Origin of the sequence: Frankia sp. CcI49, from assembly GCF_001983215.1 — a bacterium.
In the GTDB taxonomy this organism is placed as follows: Bacteria; Actinomycetota; Actinomycetes; order Frankiales; family Frankiaceae; genus Parafrankia; species Parafrankia irregularis.
In genome coordinates this window covers 72,995-88,187 of the sequence record NZ_MOWP01000007.1, presented here as the reverse complement: position 1 = coordinate 88,187, position 15,193 = coordinate 72,995, and the positions used below count along the sequence as shown (strand labels likewise).

General features: G+C 72.9%; 14 protein-coding genes. 4 read left to right on the top strand and 10 right to left on the bottom strand.

The window, feature by feature from the left end:
• Nucleotides 1–280 precede the first annotated feature (280 nt).
• From CcI49_RS06760 to CcI49_RS06750, 3 genes are all read right to left on the bottom strand, one after another.
• Entirely contained in the window at nucleotides 281–808 is a 528-nt protein-coding gene (locus CcI49_RS06760) for a polyadenylate-specific 3'-exoribonuclease AS (RefSeq protein WP_054566719.1), read from the bottom strand.
• 80 nt (nucleotides 809–888) lie between these two features.
• Complete coding sequence (locus CcI49_RS06755) at nucleotides 889–2,334, bottom strand: hypothetical protein (protein ID WP_241839935.1); 1,446 nt, start codon at nucleotides 2,332–2,334, stop codon at nucleotides 889–891.
• 109 nt (nucleotides 2,335–2,443) lie between these two features.
• Nucleotides 2,444–3,328, bottom strand: coding sequence for a lysophospholipid acyltransferase family protein (locus CcI49_RS06750; protein ID WP_076825067.1), 885 nt, complete (start codon nucleotides 3,326–3,328; stop codon nucleotides 2,444–2,446).
• A 580-nt stretch (nucleotides 3,329–3,908) separates the two neighbouring features.
• Here CcI49_RS06750 and CcI49_RS06745 point away from each other — a divergent pair.
• The 3 genes from CcI49_RS06745 to CcI49_RS06735 all read left to right on the top strand — a co-directional run bounded on the left by CcI49_RS06745 (nucleotide 3,909) and on the right by CcI49_RS06735 (nucleotide 7,033).
• Nucleotides 3,909–4,733, top strand: a complete 825-nt coding sequence (locus CcI49_RS06745) for an alpha/beta fold hydrolase (RefSeq protein WP_054566716.1) — start codon at nucleotides 3,909–3,911, stop codon at nucleotides 4,731–4,733.
• Nucleotides 4,730–5,653 carry a hypothetical protein gene (locus CcI49_RS06740; RefSeq protein ID WP_076825065.1) on the top strand — a complete coding sequence of 308 codons (924 nt, stop codon included), beginning with the start codon at nucleotides 4,730–4,732 and terminating at the stop codon, nucleotides 5,651–5,653. Before CcI49_RS06745 ends, CcI49_RS06740 begins: the two co-directional genes overlap by 4 nt.
• Before the next feature lie 147 nt (nucleotides 5,654–5,800).
• On the top strand, nucleotides 5,801–7,033 hold the full coding sequence (locus tag CcI49_RS06735) for a hypothetical protein (protein ID WP_054566714.1): 1,233 nt from the start codon (nucleotides 5,801–5,803) through the stop codon (nucleotides 7,031–7,033).
• Between the two features lie 130 nt (nucleotides 7,034–7,163).
• Here CcI49_RS06735 and CcI49_RS06730 read toward each other — a convergent pair whose 3' ends face one another.
• From CcI49_RS06730 to CcI49_RS06710, 5 genes are all read right to left on the bottom strand, one after another.
• Nucleotides 7,164–8,135 (bottom strand): ROK family glucokinase, encoded by a 972-nt coding sequence (locus CcI49_RS06730; RefSeq protein WP_054566713.1) that lies wholly within the window; start codon nucleotides 8,133–8,135, stop codon nucleotides 7,164–7,166.
• Between the two features lie 7 nt (nucleotides 8,136–8,142).
• On the bottom strand, nucleotides 8,143–8,802 hold the full coding sequence (locus CcI49_RS41430; RefSeq protein WP_131831019.1) for a hypothetical protein: 660 nt from the start codon (nucleotides 8,800–8,802) through the stop codon (nucleotides 8,143–8,145).
• Nucleotides 8,799–10,031, bottom strand: coding sequence for an ArsA family ATPase (locus CcI49_RS06720; RefSeq protein WP_277872692.1), 1,233 nt, complete (start codon nucleotides 10,029–10,031; stop codon nucleotides 8,799–8,801). The genes CcI49_RS41430 and CcI49_RS06720 overlap by 4 nt, the downstream gene beginning before the upstream one ends.
• Nucleotides 10,032–10,037: 6 nt before the next feature.
• Nucleotides 10,038–10,484 carry an SRPBCC family protein gene (locus tag CcI49_RS06715; protein WP_076825061.1) on the bottom strand — a complete coding sequence of 149 codons (447 nt, stop codon included), beginning with the start codon at nucleotides 10,482–10,484 and terminating at the stop codon, nucleotides 10,038–10,040.
• A 165-nt stretch (nucleotides 10,485–10,649) separates the two neighbouring features.
• A complete protein-coding gene (locus CcI49_RS06710) occupies nucleotides 10,650–11,417 on the bottom strand; it encodes a metallophosphoesterase (RefSeq protein WP_076825059.1) in 768 nt (255 codons plus the stop codon).
• Between the two features lie 322 nt (nucleotides 11,418–11,739).
• On the opposite strand from CcI49_RS06710, the gene CcI49_RS06705 reads away from it, so the two are divergent.
• The gene (locus CcI49_RS06705; protein ID WP_076825058.1) at nucleotides 11,740–13,554 is read left to right on the top strand and encodes a long-chain fatty acid--CoA ligase; all 1,815 of its coding nucleotides are present in this window, start codon (nucleotides 11,740–11,742) and stop codon (nucleotides 13,552–13,554) included.
• Between the two features lie 82 nt (nucleotides 13,555–13,636).
• Here the strand turns inward: CcI49_RS06705 and CcI49_RS06700 are convergent, their stop codons facing one another.
• Nucleotides 13,637–14,758: a glycosyltransferase family 4 protein gene (locus tag CcI49_RS06700; RefSeq protein ID WP_076825057.1), complete on the bottom strand. Its 1,122-nt coding sequence runs from the start codon at nucleotides 14,756–14,758 to the stop codon at nucleotides 13,637–13,639.
• Between the two features lie 205 nt (nucleotides 14,759–14,963).
• Nucleotides 14,964–15,143: a hypothetical protein gene (locus CcI49_RS06695; protein WP_054566708.1), complete on the bottom strand. Its 180-nt coding sequence runs from the start codon at nucleotides 15,141–15,143 to the stop codon at nucleotides 14,964–14,966.
• Nucleotides 15,144–15,193: the final 50 nt, after the last annotated feature.

The window sequence follows — 15,193 nt, the reverse complement described above, 5'->3', positions numbered from 1 at the left end:
CCCCGATCCCTCGCACTTCCGGCGGCAGCCTAGCCCGCAGCCGCCCAACCTCGACGCCATTCAGAAACTCGGCGTGGCATGTCAAACACTCTCAGTAATATTGGACGTCCGGCGGCAGGCAGGTCGAGGCAAACACGGGACGTCGAGGCGAGCGCGGGGACGGCCCGAGCACGCGAAGACACGTCCGAGTGCGCGAAGGGACGTCCGCGGGAGCGCGGGGCCTGGTGGAGCGGGGCCTGGTGCAGCGGGGCCTGGTGCAGCGGGGCGGGGCCCTGGGCGGCTACCCGGACGGCGCGTCGGCGACGATCCGCTGGCGCAACGCGCTGAGGACCTGCCAGCGGGCGAGGTTGTGCCGCGCGTCCGCGAGCGCGTCGTGCGCGTCGGGCGGCGGCGGCGGGAGCGTCGGGCTGCCGACGTCCTCCCACAGCTGCCGCAGGTCGTGGGTGAACCGCGGCAGCCGCCGCGGCAGGGCCGGCATCTTCCCGAAGAGCTGGCAGAGGACCACATGATCGTAGGCGGCGTACCAGGCCCACAGCTCCGGCGCACCGTCCGCGGTCAGGAAGCGGACCACCTCGTCCCGGATCCGCTCCCGCGACATCCAGCTCGGGCTCGCCGGCGGAGGCAGCCGGTCGAGGACGTTGCGCCGCACCCAGGGGACGGCGTGGGCCGGATCGAACTCGGTGGAGACGGCGTAGAACTCACGCTCGCCGTCCTCGCTGACGATCCCGATGCTCACCAGGTCAAGCCAGTGATGGCCGGAATCGTCGCGTTCGATGAACTCGGTGTCGTAGAAGAATCGGCCGCCCACTCGTCCAGTGTGCCCCGCGGGTCGAAGGGCGCCGCCGCGGGCATCCCCGCCGGCCGGGGGCACCCGCGCGGACCGTCCGGTCAGCGGCGCCGAAGGCGCAGGAAGAGCGGCCCGAGCACGGCCGCGGTCAGCGCCGCACCGAGCAGCGGAAGGACCAGCAGCAACAGCGGGGAGTCGGCATCGTCGCCACCGCCACTGCCGACGCCGGCGCCACCGCCTCCGCCGGCTGCGGCCTCGCCGGCCGCGGCGTCGTCGGCCGCCCGCGACCCCTGCGTGGCCTGTGCCGAGTGCGCCGCGCCCGACGAGCAGTTCACCGCACCCGCCCGGGCCGGCGCGACGGGAGCGGCACCGGCTGCCGGTGCGACCTCCACGCTGACCTCGGCCGCGCCGGCCGAGGCGACGACGCACAGAACGCCCGCGCCGGGCGCCGAGGTGACCTGGCCACCGGTCACCCGGACCTGGTAGCCCGACGAGTAGCTCCACCCCGGCACGACGATCGCGGTCGCCGTGCCGGCCGGGAAGGCGCCGCGCACCGCCGAGGAGGTGCGGTAGGTGAGGCGGAACACTCCCGAGGCGTCGCTCCCGTACGACTCCGGAATGCCCGCCACCGCGGCCGGGTAGGGCCGGACGACCTCCGCCGGAGGGGTGGCCGCGGCCCGCACCTGGCCGGCGCCGATGCCGGTCCTGGGACGGCCGGTGACCGGCTCGTCGTAGAACCAGCCCAGGTTGAACACGTCGCCGGCGTCGGCCAGCGCCCCGACCCGGGCCCGGGAGCCGTCCGCCCAGCCGGTGATGTACCCGGCCGCGCCGTTCGCGGCGACCCTGGCCGCCGGGTCGAACGGTGCCGCCTGGGCGACCCACAGCGTGTGGTTGGGATCACTGGAGCGCAGGGTGGCGGCAAGGTCCTCGGCGGCCGTCGAGGTCGGCACCTCGAAGCCGATCAGCCCGCCGACCGCACCGAACCGGCCCGCGAGCCGACGCAGCCCGGCCGCCAGATCGGACGTCGAGGGCGTGTAGCCCGCACTGCCGGGAACGATGCCGATYACGACGAACAGGCCGTGGTCGGTGAGGTCACGCACGACGGCCCCGACCTGCTCCAGCCCGCCCTGTTCGGGGTCACCCGCCGGCGGCCGCTCACCGTTGGGCGGGAACCGGCCGCCGGCCGTCATCGGCACCTCGATGCGGCTGCCGGTGAAGCCGTAGTCGATCCACCGGGCCATGTCGGCGGCGGTCGGCACCGTCCCCGCGGGCACGGTGACGCCGCGGGGCAGCACCACCCGCCCGGCGGTGTCGGTGAGGAAGCTGCCTGTTCGCGACACGGTGCCGGCGGGCGGCTGGGCCGCACCGGCCGCCTGCGCGGTGCCCGGCGCGGAGGTCGCCTCAGCGCGCCCGACCGGCCCGGCGCCGACAGCAGGGATGATCGGGACGGCAAGCAGCAGCAGTGCCAGCAGCGGCACCGCCGCGACCGACCGGCCGGTCCGACGCCCGGCCCGACGGCTGGATCTCCTCGSCAAAAACCCCGTCACGCCACGCACGGTGCAATCTTGCCGTGCCCTCCCCAAACGGGTCAGACCGGCCTGGGGCAGCGGCCTGGGAGCCGCCTGGGGCAGCGGATTCGGGCGCGGTTGTGCGTGGTCAGGAACCGGAGACCGGTGCCCGCTCGGGGTCCTTCCCCGCACGGGTGGCCGGCCCCTCCCCGACAACCGGCGGCGCGGCCACAACCGAAGGCTCCGCCACCACCGGCGACTCGACCACGACCGGCGGCTCGGCCGCGGCCGAGGGCTCGACCACGGCCGAGGGCTCCGCCTGGCCCCGGCCCGCCTCCCTGGCCTGGGCCTCACGGGCCGCGGCGAGCTCCTCCTTGCGCCGCTGCGCGTACATGTCGACGTACTCCTGGCCGGACAGCGACATCAGCTCGTACATGATCTCGTCCGTCATCGACCGGAGCACGAAGCGGTCGTCGGCCATCCCGGCGTACCGGCTGAAGTCGAGCGGACGCCCGATCCGGATTCCGACCCGGCGGATGCGCGGCATGAACTGGCCCGGCGGCTGGACCTCGAACGTCCCGATCATCGCCACCGGAATCACGGGCACACCGGCCTCCAGAGCCATCCGCGCGACGCCGATCTTCCCGCGGTAGAGCCGGCCGTCCGGCGAACGCGTGCCCTCCGGGTAGATCCCGAGCAGCTCGCCGGAGCCGAGCACCCGCACACCGGTACGCAGCGCGCCCTCACTGGCCCGGCCGCCACTGCGGTCGATCGGGACCTGACCGACCCCCTTGAAGAACTTCCGCTTGCTCCAGCCCTTGAAGCCGACCCCGGTGAAGTAGTCACTCTTCGCGAGGAAGGTGATCCGCCGAGGCACCACCAGCGGCAGGAAGAAGGAGTCCAGAAAACTCAGGTGGTTACTGGCGAGGATCGCCGGCCCCCGGGTGGGCACCTGGTCGAGACCCTCCACCCACGGCCGCCAGAACAGCCGCAGCACCGGCGTCAGGATGGCCTTGACGACCCAGTACAACACGCAAGCTCCCCGCTTCGTCGCACCGCCGCCCGCCGGCGGCATTCCCGGACGCTCGCGCCCGGCCTCACCCATACCCAACGGGGAACGGGTGGAACGGGTTGCCCGGGGTGACCATATGGACCCCTCACGACATCGTCCACCACACGGCATCGTCCACCGACGGTGCCGACGTCGGAGTGTCATTCTCCGGCCGCCTCGCGGAGCTGGGAGGCCGGGTCCGTCCGAACATCGGGCGGGGACCACGCCCGGCGGCAGAGAAGTCACGCACGGAACACACCGGACGATCAGTGGCCCGGCCGAGAAGTCAGGAAAAGCACGCGACCATGGCCAGTCGGGCCCTGGCATGCGAGCATGCAATTGTCGGTGTCGGTTCTCCCGCAGCCAGAGGGCGCGCCGGGCCACCCCTGACCACCCCTGTGCTGGGGCCGACCGGCGGCATGTCGGGCTCAGCAGCCATGGTTCGGTCGGCCGGCCCTCACGCGACTCCGGGTGCGCTGCCCGTACCGTCACCGGGAGTGCCCACCCCATGATCTGCGGCGGGTGCGTCGTGGGCACTCGACGCGGAGGGAGGGGATAGCCAATGGCGGGAGTCCCGGAGTCGGCGGTCCTGCCTGGCGCCGAGCCTTTCGATCTTCGCGGTGCGGGCCCGGCCGATGCGGGCGCGGGCCCGGGAGCTGCCGGCGGCGACGGCGGAACCGGTGTGCTGCTCGTGCACGGCTTCACCGGCTCGCCGCACAGCATGCGCCCGTGGGGTGAGCACCTCGCCGCCGCCGGTCTGCGGGTGAGCTGCCCGCGACTGCCCGGCCACGGCACCCGCTGGCAGGACATGGCCCGCACCACCTGGCATGACTGGTTCGGCGCCGCCGACGAGGCCTTCGGCGAACTGAGCCGTACCTGCGAGCGGGTCTTCGTCATGGGGCTGTCGATGGGCGGCACCCTCACGCTCCGCCTCGCCGAGGTGCACGGGGCCCGTGTCGCCGGCGCGGTGACCGTCAACGCGAGCCTCGGGACGGACCGGCGGATCGCCGCGCTGGCGCCGCTGCTCTGGCGGGTCATGCCGACCGTCCCCGGCGTCGCGGGTGACATCCGCGCGTCCGGTGTCCGGGAGGTCGGCTACACACGGGTACCGACGAGGGCGTTCGCCTCCCTGCGCGAGCTGTGGGCCGTCACCCGTGCGGATCTCGGGCGCATCGTGTGCCCGGTGGTGGCCTATCGCAGCGTCGTCGACCACGTGGTCGAGCCGACGTCCGGCCGGCTGCTGCTCGAGGGGATCACGTCGGCACCCGTGGAGGAACGGCTCCTGCACGACAGCTACCACGTGGCGACGCTCGACAACGACAAGGAAACGATCTTCAAAGGAAGTGTGGAGTTCGTCACCACCCAGCCCGAGGCCGCGGCGCGATGACCGACCACGTCTCCGGTCCCGGGCCGCAGGACGCGGACCCCGACCGCGTTCCCACGGAGCCCGGCAGCCCCACCGCCCCGGCGGGGGACGGCCCGACCAGCCTGGGCGACAGCCCTTCGTCTGCTGCCGCCGCGGACACCGGCGACGCCGACACCCGCAGCACGGACACCGGCAGCACGGACAGCGGCGCCGGCGAGCGGCGTTCCCCGGCCACCGACGAGGCGGCCTTCCTCGACCTGGTCGCTCGTTTCCACGAGGAGCCGGCGGGCAGCGAGCAGTCGTGGCCGGCCGCCGAGGACCTCGACGAGCCCCGGCGGTCACCGATCATCATCATCAGGCCGTCCGGCCGGCGCCCGGACGGGATGCCGCCGGACGGGCGTCACCTCGCCGAGGACGACCCGGGCGAGCGGACCATCCCCCCGTCCCCGGCGGCACCGTCCTCGTCCACGTCCCCGTCCCCGTTCACCGGTGGCGACGTCGATCGCGCTCCGACCGGCGAAGCGGACCGCGACCGGGACGGCGACCGGGACCGGGACCGGGACCGGGACGGCGACACGCCGCCGAGCGGCTCCAGGCCCGGCGACATCGACCGGCTTGACGAGGCCGTGCGGGCGGCGTTGCGGCCCGCCGGCGGCGCGGACCCGTTCTCCGCCGGCGAGGACTCGGACGAAGACCACTACATTCCGCCGCCGGCGCCGCCGATCCCGCGGATGCGGCCGGGCACCCGCTGGGCGCTCGGCTCCATCGCGCTCGGCGTGGCGATCCTGGTGGTGCCGTCCCTGATCGGGATGGTGCAGGCTCGATCGCGGGACGTCGCAGGCGTCCTGCTCATTCTCGGCGGCGTCGGGACGCTGGTCGCCCGCCTGGGTGACCGGCCCCCGACGGACTTCGACGGACCGGACGACGGCGCGGTCGTCTGATCACGCCGGTGGAACACCGGGCGGTCCCGCGGGCCGCCCGGTCCATCGGCATTTGCACGACCGGCATTTGCACGACCGGCGCAGCCTTCCGCAGTGGCGTGAGGCAGCGCGACTGGCGGACCGGCAGGACAGGCGAAGGGCGGCTGCGTGCGTTTTCATGAGCAGGTCGAGGTGCACGGGCACCTCATGGACACCGGTGTGCTGGCACGGGTGTTGGACGACGTCCTCGCCTACGGCGGCGACTACCGGGTCGACAAGATCGACCTTGGGCGGACCCACGACGACGAGTCCCACGCCGTCATCACCGTCGGGGCCGACTCCGCGTCCACCCTCGCGCGGATCCTGATGCGCGTCCAGGTCCACGGGGTGAACAAACTGGTCTCCGGCGAAGCCGTGACCCGGCCCGCCGAAGCCGACGGTGTCTTCCCGGAGGACTTCTACTCGACGACGAACCTCGAGACCGTCGTGCACCTCGGCGGCCAGTGGGTACCCGTCGAGCACCCGGAGATGGACTGTGGGCTCATCGTCTCCGGCGGCCGGGTGCGCACCGTTCCGGTGGCCGACGTCCGCGCCGGTGACATGATCGTCTGTGGTGCCGACGGGGTGAAGGTCGTGCTGCCCGTCGCCGACCACTCGACCCGGGTGCACGGCGAGTTCGCGTCGATGTCGTTCAGCTCCAGCGCGGCACGCCCGCAGGCGGTGCTGGTCAAGACCGTCGCCCGCCAGATCCGCGAGATCAAGGCGGAGGGCTACCAGGTCCTGTGGGTCGCCGGGCGGGCCGTGGTGAGCACCGGGGCGTCCCGGGCGATGACCGCCCTGGTCGAGGCGGGCTTCGTCGACGTGCTGTTCGGCGGGAACGCGCTGGCCACCCTCGACCTCGAACGCGCGCTGTTCGGCAGCTCGTTCGGCCTCGGCAGCCCGCACAGCCGGCGGGTGCAGCGCGGCAACGAGCAGCACATCCGCACCGTGAACACGATCCGCCGTGCCGGGTCGATCCGGGCGGCGGTGGAGAGCGGGCTGGTCACCGAGGGGATCATGCACGCGATGGTGAAGGCCGGGAAGTCGTTCGTCCTGGTCGGCTCGGTCCGGGACGACGGCCCGCTGCCCGACGTGCACACCGACATCCTCGCCGGTCAGCGGGCGATGCGGGCCGCGCTGCGTGGCGTCGGCTTCACCGTGATGGTCGCGACCACCCTGCACTCGGTCGCGACCGGGAACATCCTGCCGGCGTCGGTGCCGGTGGCCTGCGTCGACATGAACCCGTCGACGGTGACCGGGCTGACGGACCGGACATCGGCCCACGCCCTCGGCGTGGTCGCCGACGCGGGCCTGTTCCTCGAGCAGCTCGCCACCGAGCTCGTCCCCGACTACCACGCCTGACGCGAACGATCTCGCCGTAGCCGCAGCTGGAAGATCTGAGGATTCTGATCGTTCTGACGACCACGATCCTCATATCCTGCCCGGCAGCGGCGGCGTCTCGGACGTAACGCCGGTCGCCGCGGCGACGCGGCTAGCTTCGGGCGAGGTCGGCGGCACCGACGATGCCGGCCGCGGAGCCGAGCGTGGCGACCACCACGTCGGCCTCCGGCCGGTGACCGCGGCCGGACAGCACCGAGCGGAACCGGGTGCGTGCCGGGCCGACCAGCAGCTCGCCCGCGTCCGAGACGCCACCGCCGACGACGAAGCGGCTCGGATCAAGGACCGCGGCCAGGTTCGCGAGACCCTGGCCGAGCCAGTGACCGACCTGCTCCAGGCAGGCCAGCGCGGCCGGGTCACCCTGCTGCGCGGCGGCCGTGACATCCGGGCCGGTCAGATCCGCGGCCTGGCGCCCGCCCAGCATCGGCAGAGCCGCCTCGGGCGACTCCGCCGCGATCTCACGAGCCGCCCGGACGACCGCCCGGCCGCTGGCGTACTGCTCCCAGCAACCGGTGTTCCCGCAGCCGCACTCGTGCCCACCGGGAACCATCTGCATGTGGCCCATCTCCGCGCCGATCCCGAACGCGCCGCGGTGCAGCAGCCCGTTCAGGACGATGCCACCGCCGATGCCCGTCCCGACCGTGACGCAGACCAGGTCGGAATGGCCGCGGCCCGCGCCGAAGCGGTACTCGGCCCAGGCCATGGCGTTCGCGTCGTTCTCGACCACCACGGGCAGGCCGACACGGTCCGCCAGCACCTGCCGCAGCGGCTCGTCCCGCCACGCCAGGTTGGGCGCGAAGAGCACGGTGGAGCGATCCCGGTCGATCCAGCCCGCGGCGCCGACACCGACCGCGCGGATCTCGAAGCTCTGCCGCAGCTCGGCCACCAGCTCGACGACGGTTCCGGCGACCTCGGCCGGATCATGGCTCGGGGTCGGTCGCCGCGTGGAGGCCAGCACCGTCCCCTGGGCGTCGATGACACCGGCGGCGACCTTGGTCCCGCCGATGTCCACCCCGATCGCCAGGTCCCTGTCCCCCATGGGGGCGGCCGCCGACCCGGTGGTCACTGGGCGCTCACCTCACATTTATCTTCTGCACGCGGGGTCGGGCCGACCCCTGGGATGTTGGCTGGGATGTCGCTGTCGTCCGGCTCTCGGCCGGTTCGTCACGGTGATCAGCATTCCAGGCCCCCCAGGCCGCGCGGACGGCGGCACCGAGCGACGTCGCGGCGGAGAGCAGGTGGCCGGCGACCTCGACGACCTCGGCGTGCTCGCCGCGCAGACCGGCCAGGAGCCGACAGACCGGGCACACACAACACGGCCAGTCGTGGCCCTGCTGCGCCGGGCCCGATCCGGCGTCCGCACCCGCCTTCGCGCCCGAGCCCGCCGCCTCGGCATCCAGGCCGGGCTCCGCGCCCGGGCCGTCCTCCGCAGCTTGGTCGGTCTCCGCGCCTTGGTCGGCTTCGGCGGCAACCTCGGAGACGTCCTCCGGCGAGCGGGGTCCGTCCTGTGCGCGGGGTCCGTCCTGCGCACGCGGATCGCGGTCCGCGGCCATCCATTTCTGGACCGCCGCCGCCAACAGGGCGGCCTCCTGCGCGAGCGATCCGACAACCTCTCGCGCGGTTCCCTCGCCCGGACCGCCACCGGGCCGCTCACCCGCGGGTTCGCCCGCTGATCCACCCGAACCCGGGCGAGCGCCCGCGCCCGCGGGGCCGCGCAGCGTCGACTCGCTCACGCGCGGACCCACTGTGCCGGGTCGGGCACGAACGACACCGTCAGCCGGTCCTCGGCGAGATGGGCGCCGAGGACGTCGCACCGGCGCAGCGCGGCCGGCAGCGAGACATGCCGGCGATCCGCTCCGACGCTGACGACGAGATCGTCCCCGACGCGGGCGAGATCCACCTCCGACCGGTGGACGAACGGCAGCTCGAACGACATCTCGTAGCCGGACTCGGTGCGTTCCACCCGTGGGGTGGCACCGTCCTCGCCGCGGTGCGTGCCGAGCACAGCGGCCGGGTCCCGCCCGTCGTAGGCCGCGGCGCCGAACGCCGCCAGCTCCTCAAGCCCGAGCGGCTCACCGGCCCGGTAGGCCGCGGCCAGCACCGGCAGCGGGGCGACCAGCTCCGCGATCTCGGCGAGCTGGTCGCGGTGCGCCGCCGCCCATCCCGCGCGCCACGCGTCGCCACCGTCCTGGCCGATCACCCGGTTCACGATCACCGCGTCCACCCCGATGCCATGCAGGGACAGCCCGCCCAGGGTGCGACGGGTCTGCGCGAGCGCGGACGTCTCGGGAGTCAGCACGAGCCGCACGCTGGTCACCGCCGGGTCCGCGAGCAGGGCGCGCATCTCGTGCGCGAGCGCCGCCAACCCGGAGACAGCCTCGTAGGCGGGCCCGGCCATGGCGGCGAGGCGCCCGACGAACCGGCCCGACAGTGGCACGGGCAGCGGCAGCCCCGGTCGCATCCAGCGGGCGAGCGCCCCGTCGGGCGGGCCCAGCCGCCGGCAGCCCCAGGCGAGCGTCTCCGGGCTGGCGAGCAGCCGCAGGGCGGCACTCGCCGGTCCCGCGTCGACGACGACGACGTCATAGCGGTCGGCCCTGATCCGGTCGCGCAGCTCCAGCAGCGTCAGCGCCTCCAGGGCACCGGGCAGCCGCAGGAGCTCCTCGACCTCAAGCGGGTCGAGGTCGGGGCCGGAGTCGGGCAGCCCGGCGGCGATCAGCGCGCGGACCCGCGGCCACCGCTCGGCGAACGCGTGCCGCAGATCGGTCTGGAGGGCGAACAGCCCGGATTCGAGCTCGACCTCGGCCGGCCCCAGCGGATGGTCCAGGACACCGGCGAGGCCGGCGGCCGGGTCCACGGAGACGACGAGAGTCCGATAGCCGCGCTGGGCCGCGAGGGTGGCGGTCGCCGCGGCGACCGTCGTGGTCCCGCCCCCGCCCTTGCCCGTAAGGAGCACACACCGCACCGGTGGTCAGCTCTCCGCGAGCTTCTCGACGTGCTTCTTCAGGTCCTTCAGCGCCGCGTCGACGATGCCGGTCTGGACCTTGCGCCGCAGAATGCCGGGGATCTTGACCTTCAGCTCCACCGTGAGCTCGTAGGTCACCTCGGTGCGACCGTCGCCGAGATCACGCAGGGTGTAGCCGCCGTCCTGGGCGGACATCGTCTGGCCGGAGACGAGGCTCCAGCTGACCTGCTCGTCGCCCTTYCAGACGTACTCGTTGACGAACTCGTCCTTCACCACGACCGCGTTGATCCGGAACCGGGCCTGCTGCGGACGGCCTTCCGGCCCCACCGCGAGGATCTCGGCCTCCTCGATCTGCCCCACCCAGGTCGGGTAGGCGGCGATGTCCGCGATGGCCCCCATGACGACAGCCGGCCGGGCATCGATGACGATCGACGACTGCGCGTGATCCGCCATAAGCCGTCCGCACCTCCACATCTCATCGCCCCGGCGGAGACAGCGGGCCGGTCGCGAGGCCGCACGCTGTGACCGGCGGTGACTACTGACCCGCGCCGCAGGGCACAGGACGAATGCCCGATCGATCGTTGAGGCTACCGGAATCCCGGCGGCTCGCCGGTCGGCCTACCACTCGAGGACGTACGGCGTGCCCCGCGCGTTGAAGTGGCCCACGTTCACACAGCGGGTGGTACCGATTTCCAGCTCCGCGACCAGCGGCTGGTGCACGTGCCCGAACAGCACATACCGCGGCCGGGTCGCGTGGATCGCCTCCAGCACGGCCTTGCTGCCACGCTCGAAACGCTCGGCGACGGTGTCGTAGACCAGTTCGGGGACATGCGGCGGGATGTGGCAGCACAGGACGTCCACCGCCCCCACGGCGGCCACCTTCGCCGCGTAGGCGTCGTCGTCGATCTCGAACGGGGTGTTCATCGGCGTCCGCAGGCCGCCACCGACGAAACCGAAGGTCAGGCCGCCGATCTCGACGGTCTGGCCGTCCAGCAGGGTCACCCCTTCGCGCAGGAAGTCGGGGTAGAGCTCCGGCAGGTCCACGTTGCCGTAGGTGAGGTAGGTCGGCGTCGGGAAGGCGGCGAACATTGCCGCGTACTGGCGCCGGATGGCGGCTTCCACGACGGCCGACCGGTTGCCGTCGACACTCGCCCACAGTTTGCGGGACCATTCCCGCGCCTCGTCGAACCGCTGCTCGGTCCGCAGCTCGATCATCCGGCGCACCGCCTCGGCGCCGAAGAGGTCGCCCATGATCCCGCGGCTGTGATCCCGGTAGTCGATGAACAGGATCAGATCGCCCAGGCAGATGAAGGCGTCCGCACCCACGGCGGCGCCCGGGATCGCGTCCGACCGCCCGTGGACGTCGCTCACCACATGCACCCGCACCTCAGAGAGCTTAGGTCAGGGACACTTTCCCGCACCAACCGTCAGCCCGTGGCGCGACGTGACGTCGGCGCCCGAACCGGGCCGCTCGGTGCAACCGGGAAATCGCAACCAGGGAATTGAGGCTGCTCGCCGTGGCGCGACTCACAGGCTAACGTCACTTGACCCGCTGTCGTCACAAAGATGACAGCCACCCCTCAACCTCCCCACCAGCGGCCCCGCCCCCGTCACACCTGCCCAGCACACCTGCCCCGGCCCGACCACGGGCTTGACCACCGGCCTCCGACACCCCCACCGGACGGCCCCGTCATCCTGAGGAGCTCCCGTGCGCGAGTACGCCTCCCCCGCCCAGGTCACCGTGGCGGACGACCTGACGCTGAGCGACGCGATCTTCACCAACGCACAGCGCGTCCCGAACAAGGTCATCGTCAGGCACAAGGTCAACGACGCCTACGTCGACATGACCGCGAGCGAGTTCCGCGATCTGGTCGTACGCACCGCCGCCGGGCTCGTCGCCCRCGGCCTGCAGCCCGGCGACCGCTTCGCGATCATGAGCCGCACCCGGTACGAGTGGACGGTCCTCGACTACGCGGTGTGGGCGGCGGGTGGCATCACCGTGCCGATCTACGAGACCTCGAGCGCGGCGCAGATCGAATGGATCATGTCCGACTCGGGGACCGTGCTCGCCGTGGTCGAGTCCGACSAGCACGCGGCACTGGTGGCCGAGGTCCGCGACCGGCTGCCCGCCCTGCGGGAGGTCCTGGTCCTCGACCAGGGCGCGCTCGACACCCTGGGCGAGGCCGGGGCGGGCACCGGGGTCGGCGCCGAGGAGCTCGCGGCGGCGCGCTCCGACATCACGGCGGACAGCATCGCCACGATCATCTACACCTCGGGCACCACCGGCCGGCCCAAGGGCTGCGAGCTGTCGCACCGCGCGCTGCTGTTCAACGCCCTGGCCAGCGCGGAGGCGATGCCGAACCACTTCACCGAGGACGCGTCGACGCTGATGTTCCTGCCGTTGGCGCACGTGCTCGCCCGCACCATGCAGTGCACGATCATCAACAACGCCCGCTGCATCGCCTACACACCGGACACCAACACGCTGCTGGCCGACCTCGCCAAGGTCCAGCCGACCTTCATCCTCGCGGTGCCGAGAGTCTTCGAGAAGGTGTACGCCGGAGCCCGGGCGAAGGCGCACGCCGACGGAAAGGGCCGCATCTTCGACGCGGCCGAGGCCACCGCGGTCGCCTACAGCCGCGCCCTCGACCAGGGCGGCCCGGGCCTGCCGCTGCGGCTGAAGCACGCGGTGTTCAGCCGTCTCGTCTACAGCAAGCTGCGGGCCGCGCTGGGCGGCAACATGACCCACGGGATCAGCGGCGGGGCTCCGCTGAACGTCCACCTGTGCCACTTCTTCCGCGGCATCGGCTTCCTCATCCTGGAGGGCTACGGCCTGACCGAGTCCACCGCCGCGGCCACGGTGAACCGGCCGGAGTCGCTGAAGATCGGCACCGTGGGCCTCCCGCTGCCCGGGGTCACGGTCCGCATCGCCGACGACGGCGAGGTGCTGCTGCGCGGCGACCTGGTGCTCAGCGGCTACCGCAACAACGAGACCGCCGGCAAGGAGGCCCTGGACTCCGACGGCTTCCTGCGCACCGGTGACCTCGGCTCGCTCGACGAGACGGGGCATCTGCGGATCACCGGCCGGAAGAAGGAGATCCTGGTGACCGCCGGCGGCAAGAACGTCGCCCCGGCGCCGCTGGAGCAGCGGATCGGCCAGCACCCGCTGGTCGGGCAGGCGGTGCTCGTCGGCGACCAGCGGCCGTTCATCGCCGCCCTCATCACCCTGGACCCCGAGGCGTTCGCCACCTGGCTCAAGGCCAACGGGCGCCCGGCGACCGCCACCCCCAGCGACCTCGCGAACGACCCCACGCTGGTGGCCGAGATCCAGCAGGCCGTGGACGCCGCGAACGCCACGGTCTCCCACGCCGAGGCGATCAAGAAGTTCGTGATCCTCCCGTACGACTTCACCATCGCCAGCGGCGAGCTGACCCCCAGCCTCAAGGTGAAGCGCAACGTGGTGATGGAGCGTTTCGCGGACACGGTGGAAGCCATCTACGCGACCCCCCGCGTCACCACCTGACGCCGCACGACCGACTGCCCGACCGCCCGGGCCGACGGCCAGCCCGACCGGGCGGTGGGCTCGGCCGGGCGGAAACACCTGTTCAGGCGAGCAGCAGCTCACGCAGCTGGCTCGCCAGGACGTCCCATCGCCAGCGCAACTCGACCCACGCGCGCCCCGCCGTGCCCATCGACCGGGCCCGGTCCGGGTCGGCCAGGAGATCACCGACCGCGCGGACCAGCCCGCGCAGGTCCTGGCCGTCGACGACGACTCCGGTGCGCTGGTCGAGGACCGCGTCGGGGGCACCCCCGCTGCGCCCGGCGACGACCGGCAGGCCCGTCGCCGACGCCTCCAGGTAGACGATGCCCAGCCCCTCGACCTCCAGCCCGGCCCGCCGGTTGCGGCACGGCATCGCGAACACGTCGCCGGCCGCGTAGTGGGCCGGCAGCTCCTCCCAGGGCACCGAACCGGTCAGCACCACATGGTCGGCCACGTCGTTCTCACGGATGAGCCGGGCGAGCTCCTGCCGGTACGGCCCGCCACCGACAAGCAGCAGCGCGGTGCCCGGGACCCGCCGACGCAACGCCGGCAGCGCCCTGATCAGCATGTCCTGACCCTTGCGAGGCACCAGCCGGCTCACGCACACGACCACCGGACGACCGTCGAGCTGGTAACGGCGGCGGATCTCGTCCCGGCCCTCACCCGGGCGGAACAGCGCGGGATCAACCCCGCTGGGCAGCCTGGCCAGGTCAGGGCGCGCACCGAGGGCCGGCGCGAGGCGCGCCCGGGTGTAGTCGGTGAGATAGGTGACGACGTCGGTGGTCGACCCGATCCGCCGCAGTAACTGCCGCGGCCCGGGCAACGCCGCCCAGCCCACCTCGTGGCCGTGGGTGCTCGCGACCACCCGCCGGGCGTCGATCTCGCGACGCAGCCGGGAGCCCAGCAGGCCGAGCGGCGCGGCCGCACCGAACCACAGGGTGTCGCACTTCTCGGCCCGGGCGATCTCCCGGGCCCGGCGCAGCACATCCGGTGTGGGCAACATCAGGGACGTCGGATGCCGGATGACGGGGAAGGGCGCCGCCGCGTCGAACTCGGCGGCTCCGCGCCAGGCCGGTGCGTACACGACGACCTCGTCCGATGGAAGGCGCGAGGCGAAGTTGTGCACATACGCCTGGATTCCGCCCGGACGCGGCGGAAAATCGTTGGTCACCGTGAGCACCCGCACGCGGTCATGCTCCCGCATCACCCGTGCCAGGGGCCGCGTGGGACGCGCTAGTTCTCGCCCGGCGTCCGAACTTCACCCAGCCCGACGACACCAGGCATCCATCCGCACACGGATCGCTGCCGTTCGGACTGTTGACCTGCCCGGCACACCGCCGCGGACATCAGCCAGAAACCGGACGACCGCGGGGTGACACGCCCGGAACGGATCAGGCCGCCTCGAAGCCGCGCGGCATGCGAATCAGGCCGCCGGCGGCCAGCACCGCCAGCGCCCGGCGCTCGTCGTCATCCCACTCCGGCGCTCCGCTCGGCGTGGCCAGCAGAAAGGTCATCACACAGCCCTCGCAGGCGGCCTTCTGCGCTGTGCACGTGTCGCAGTCGATCAGCATCGCGCTCACCTCTCGCCCTCACGGCGCCGGCTGCGCACCGGCCAGCCCGC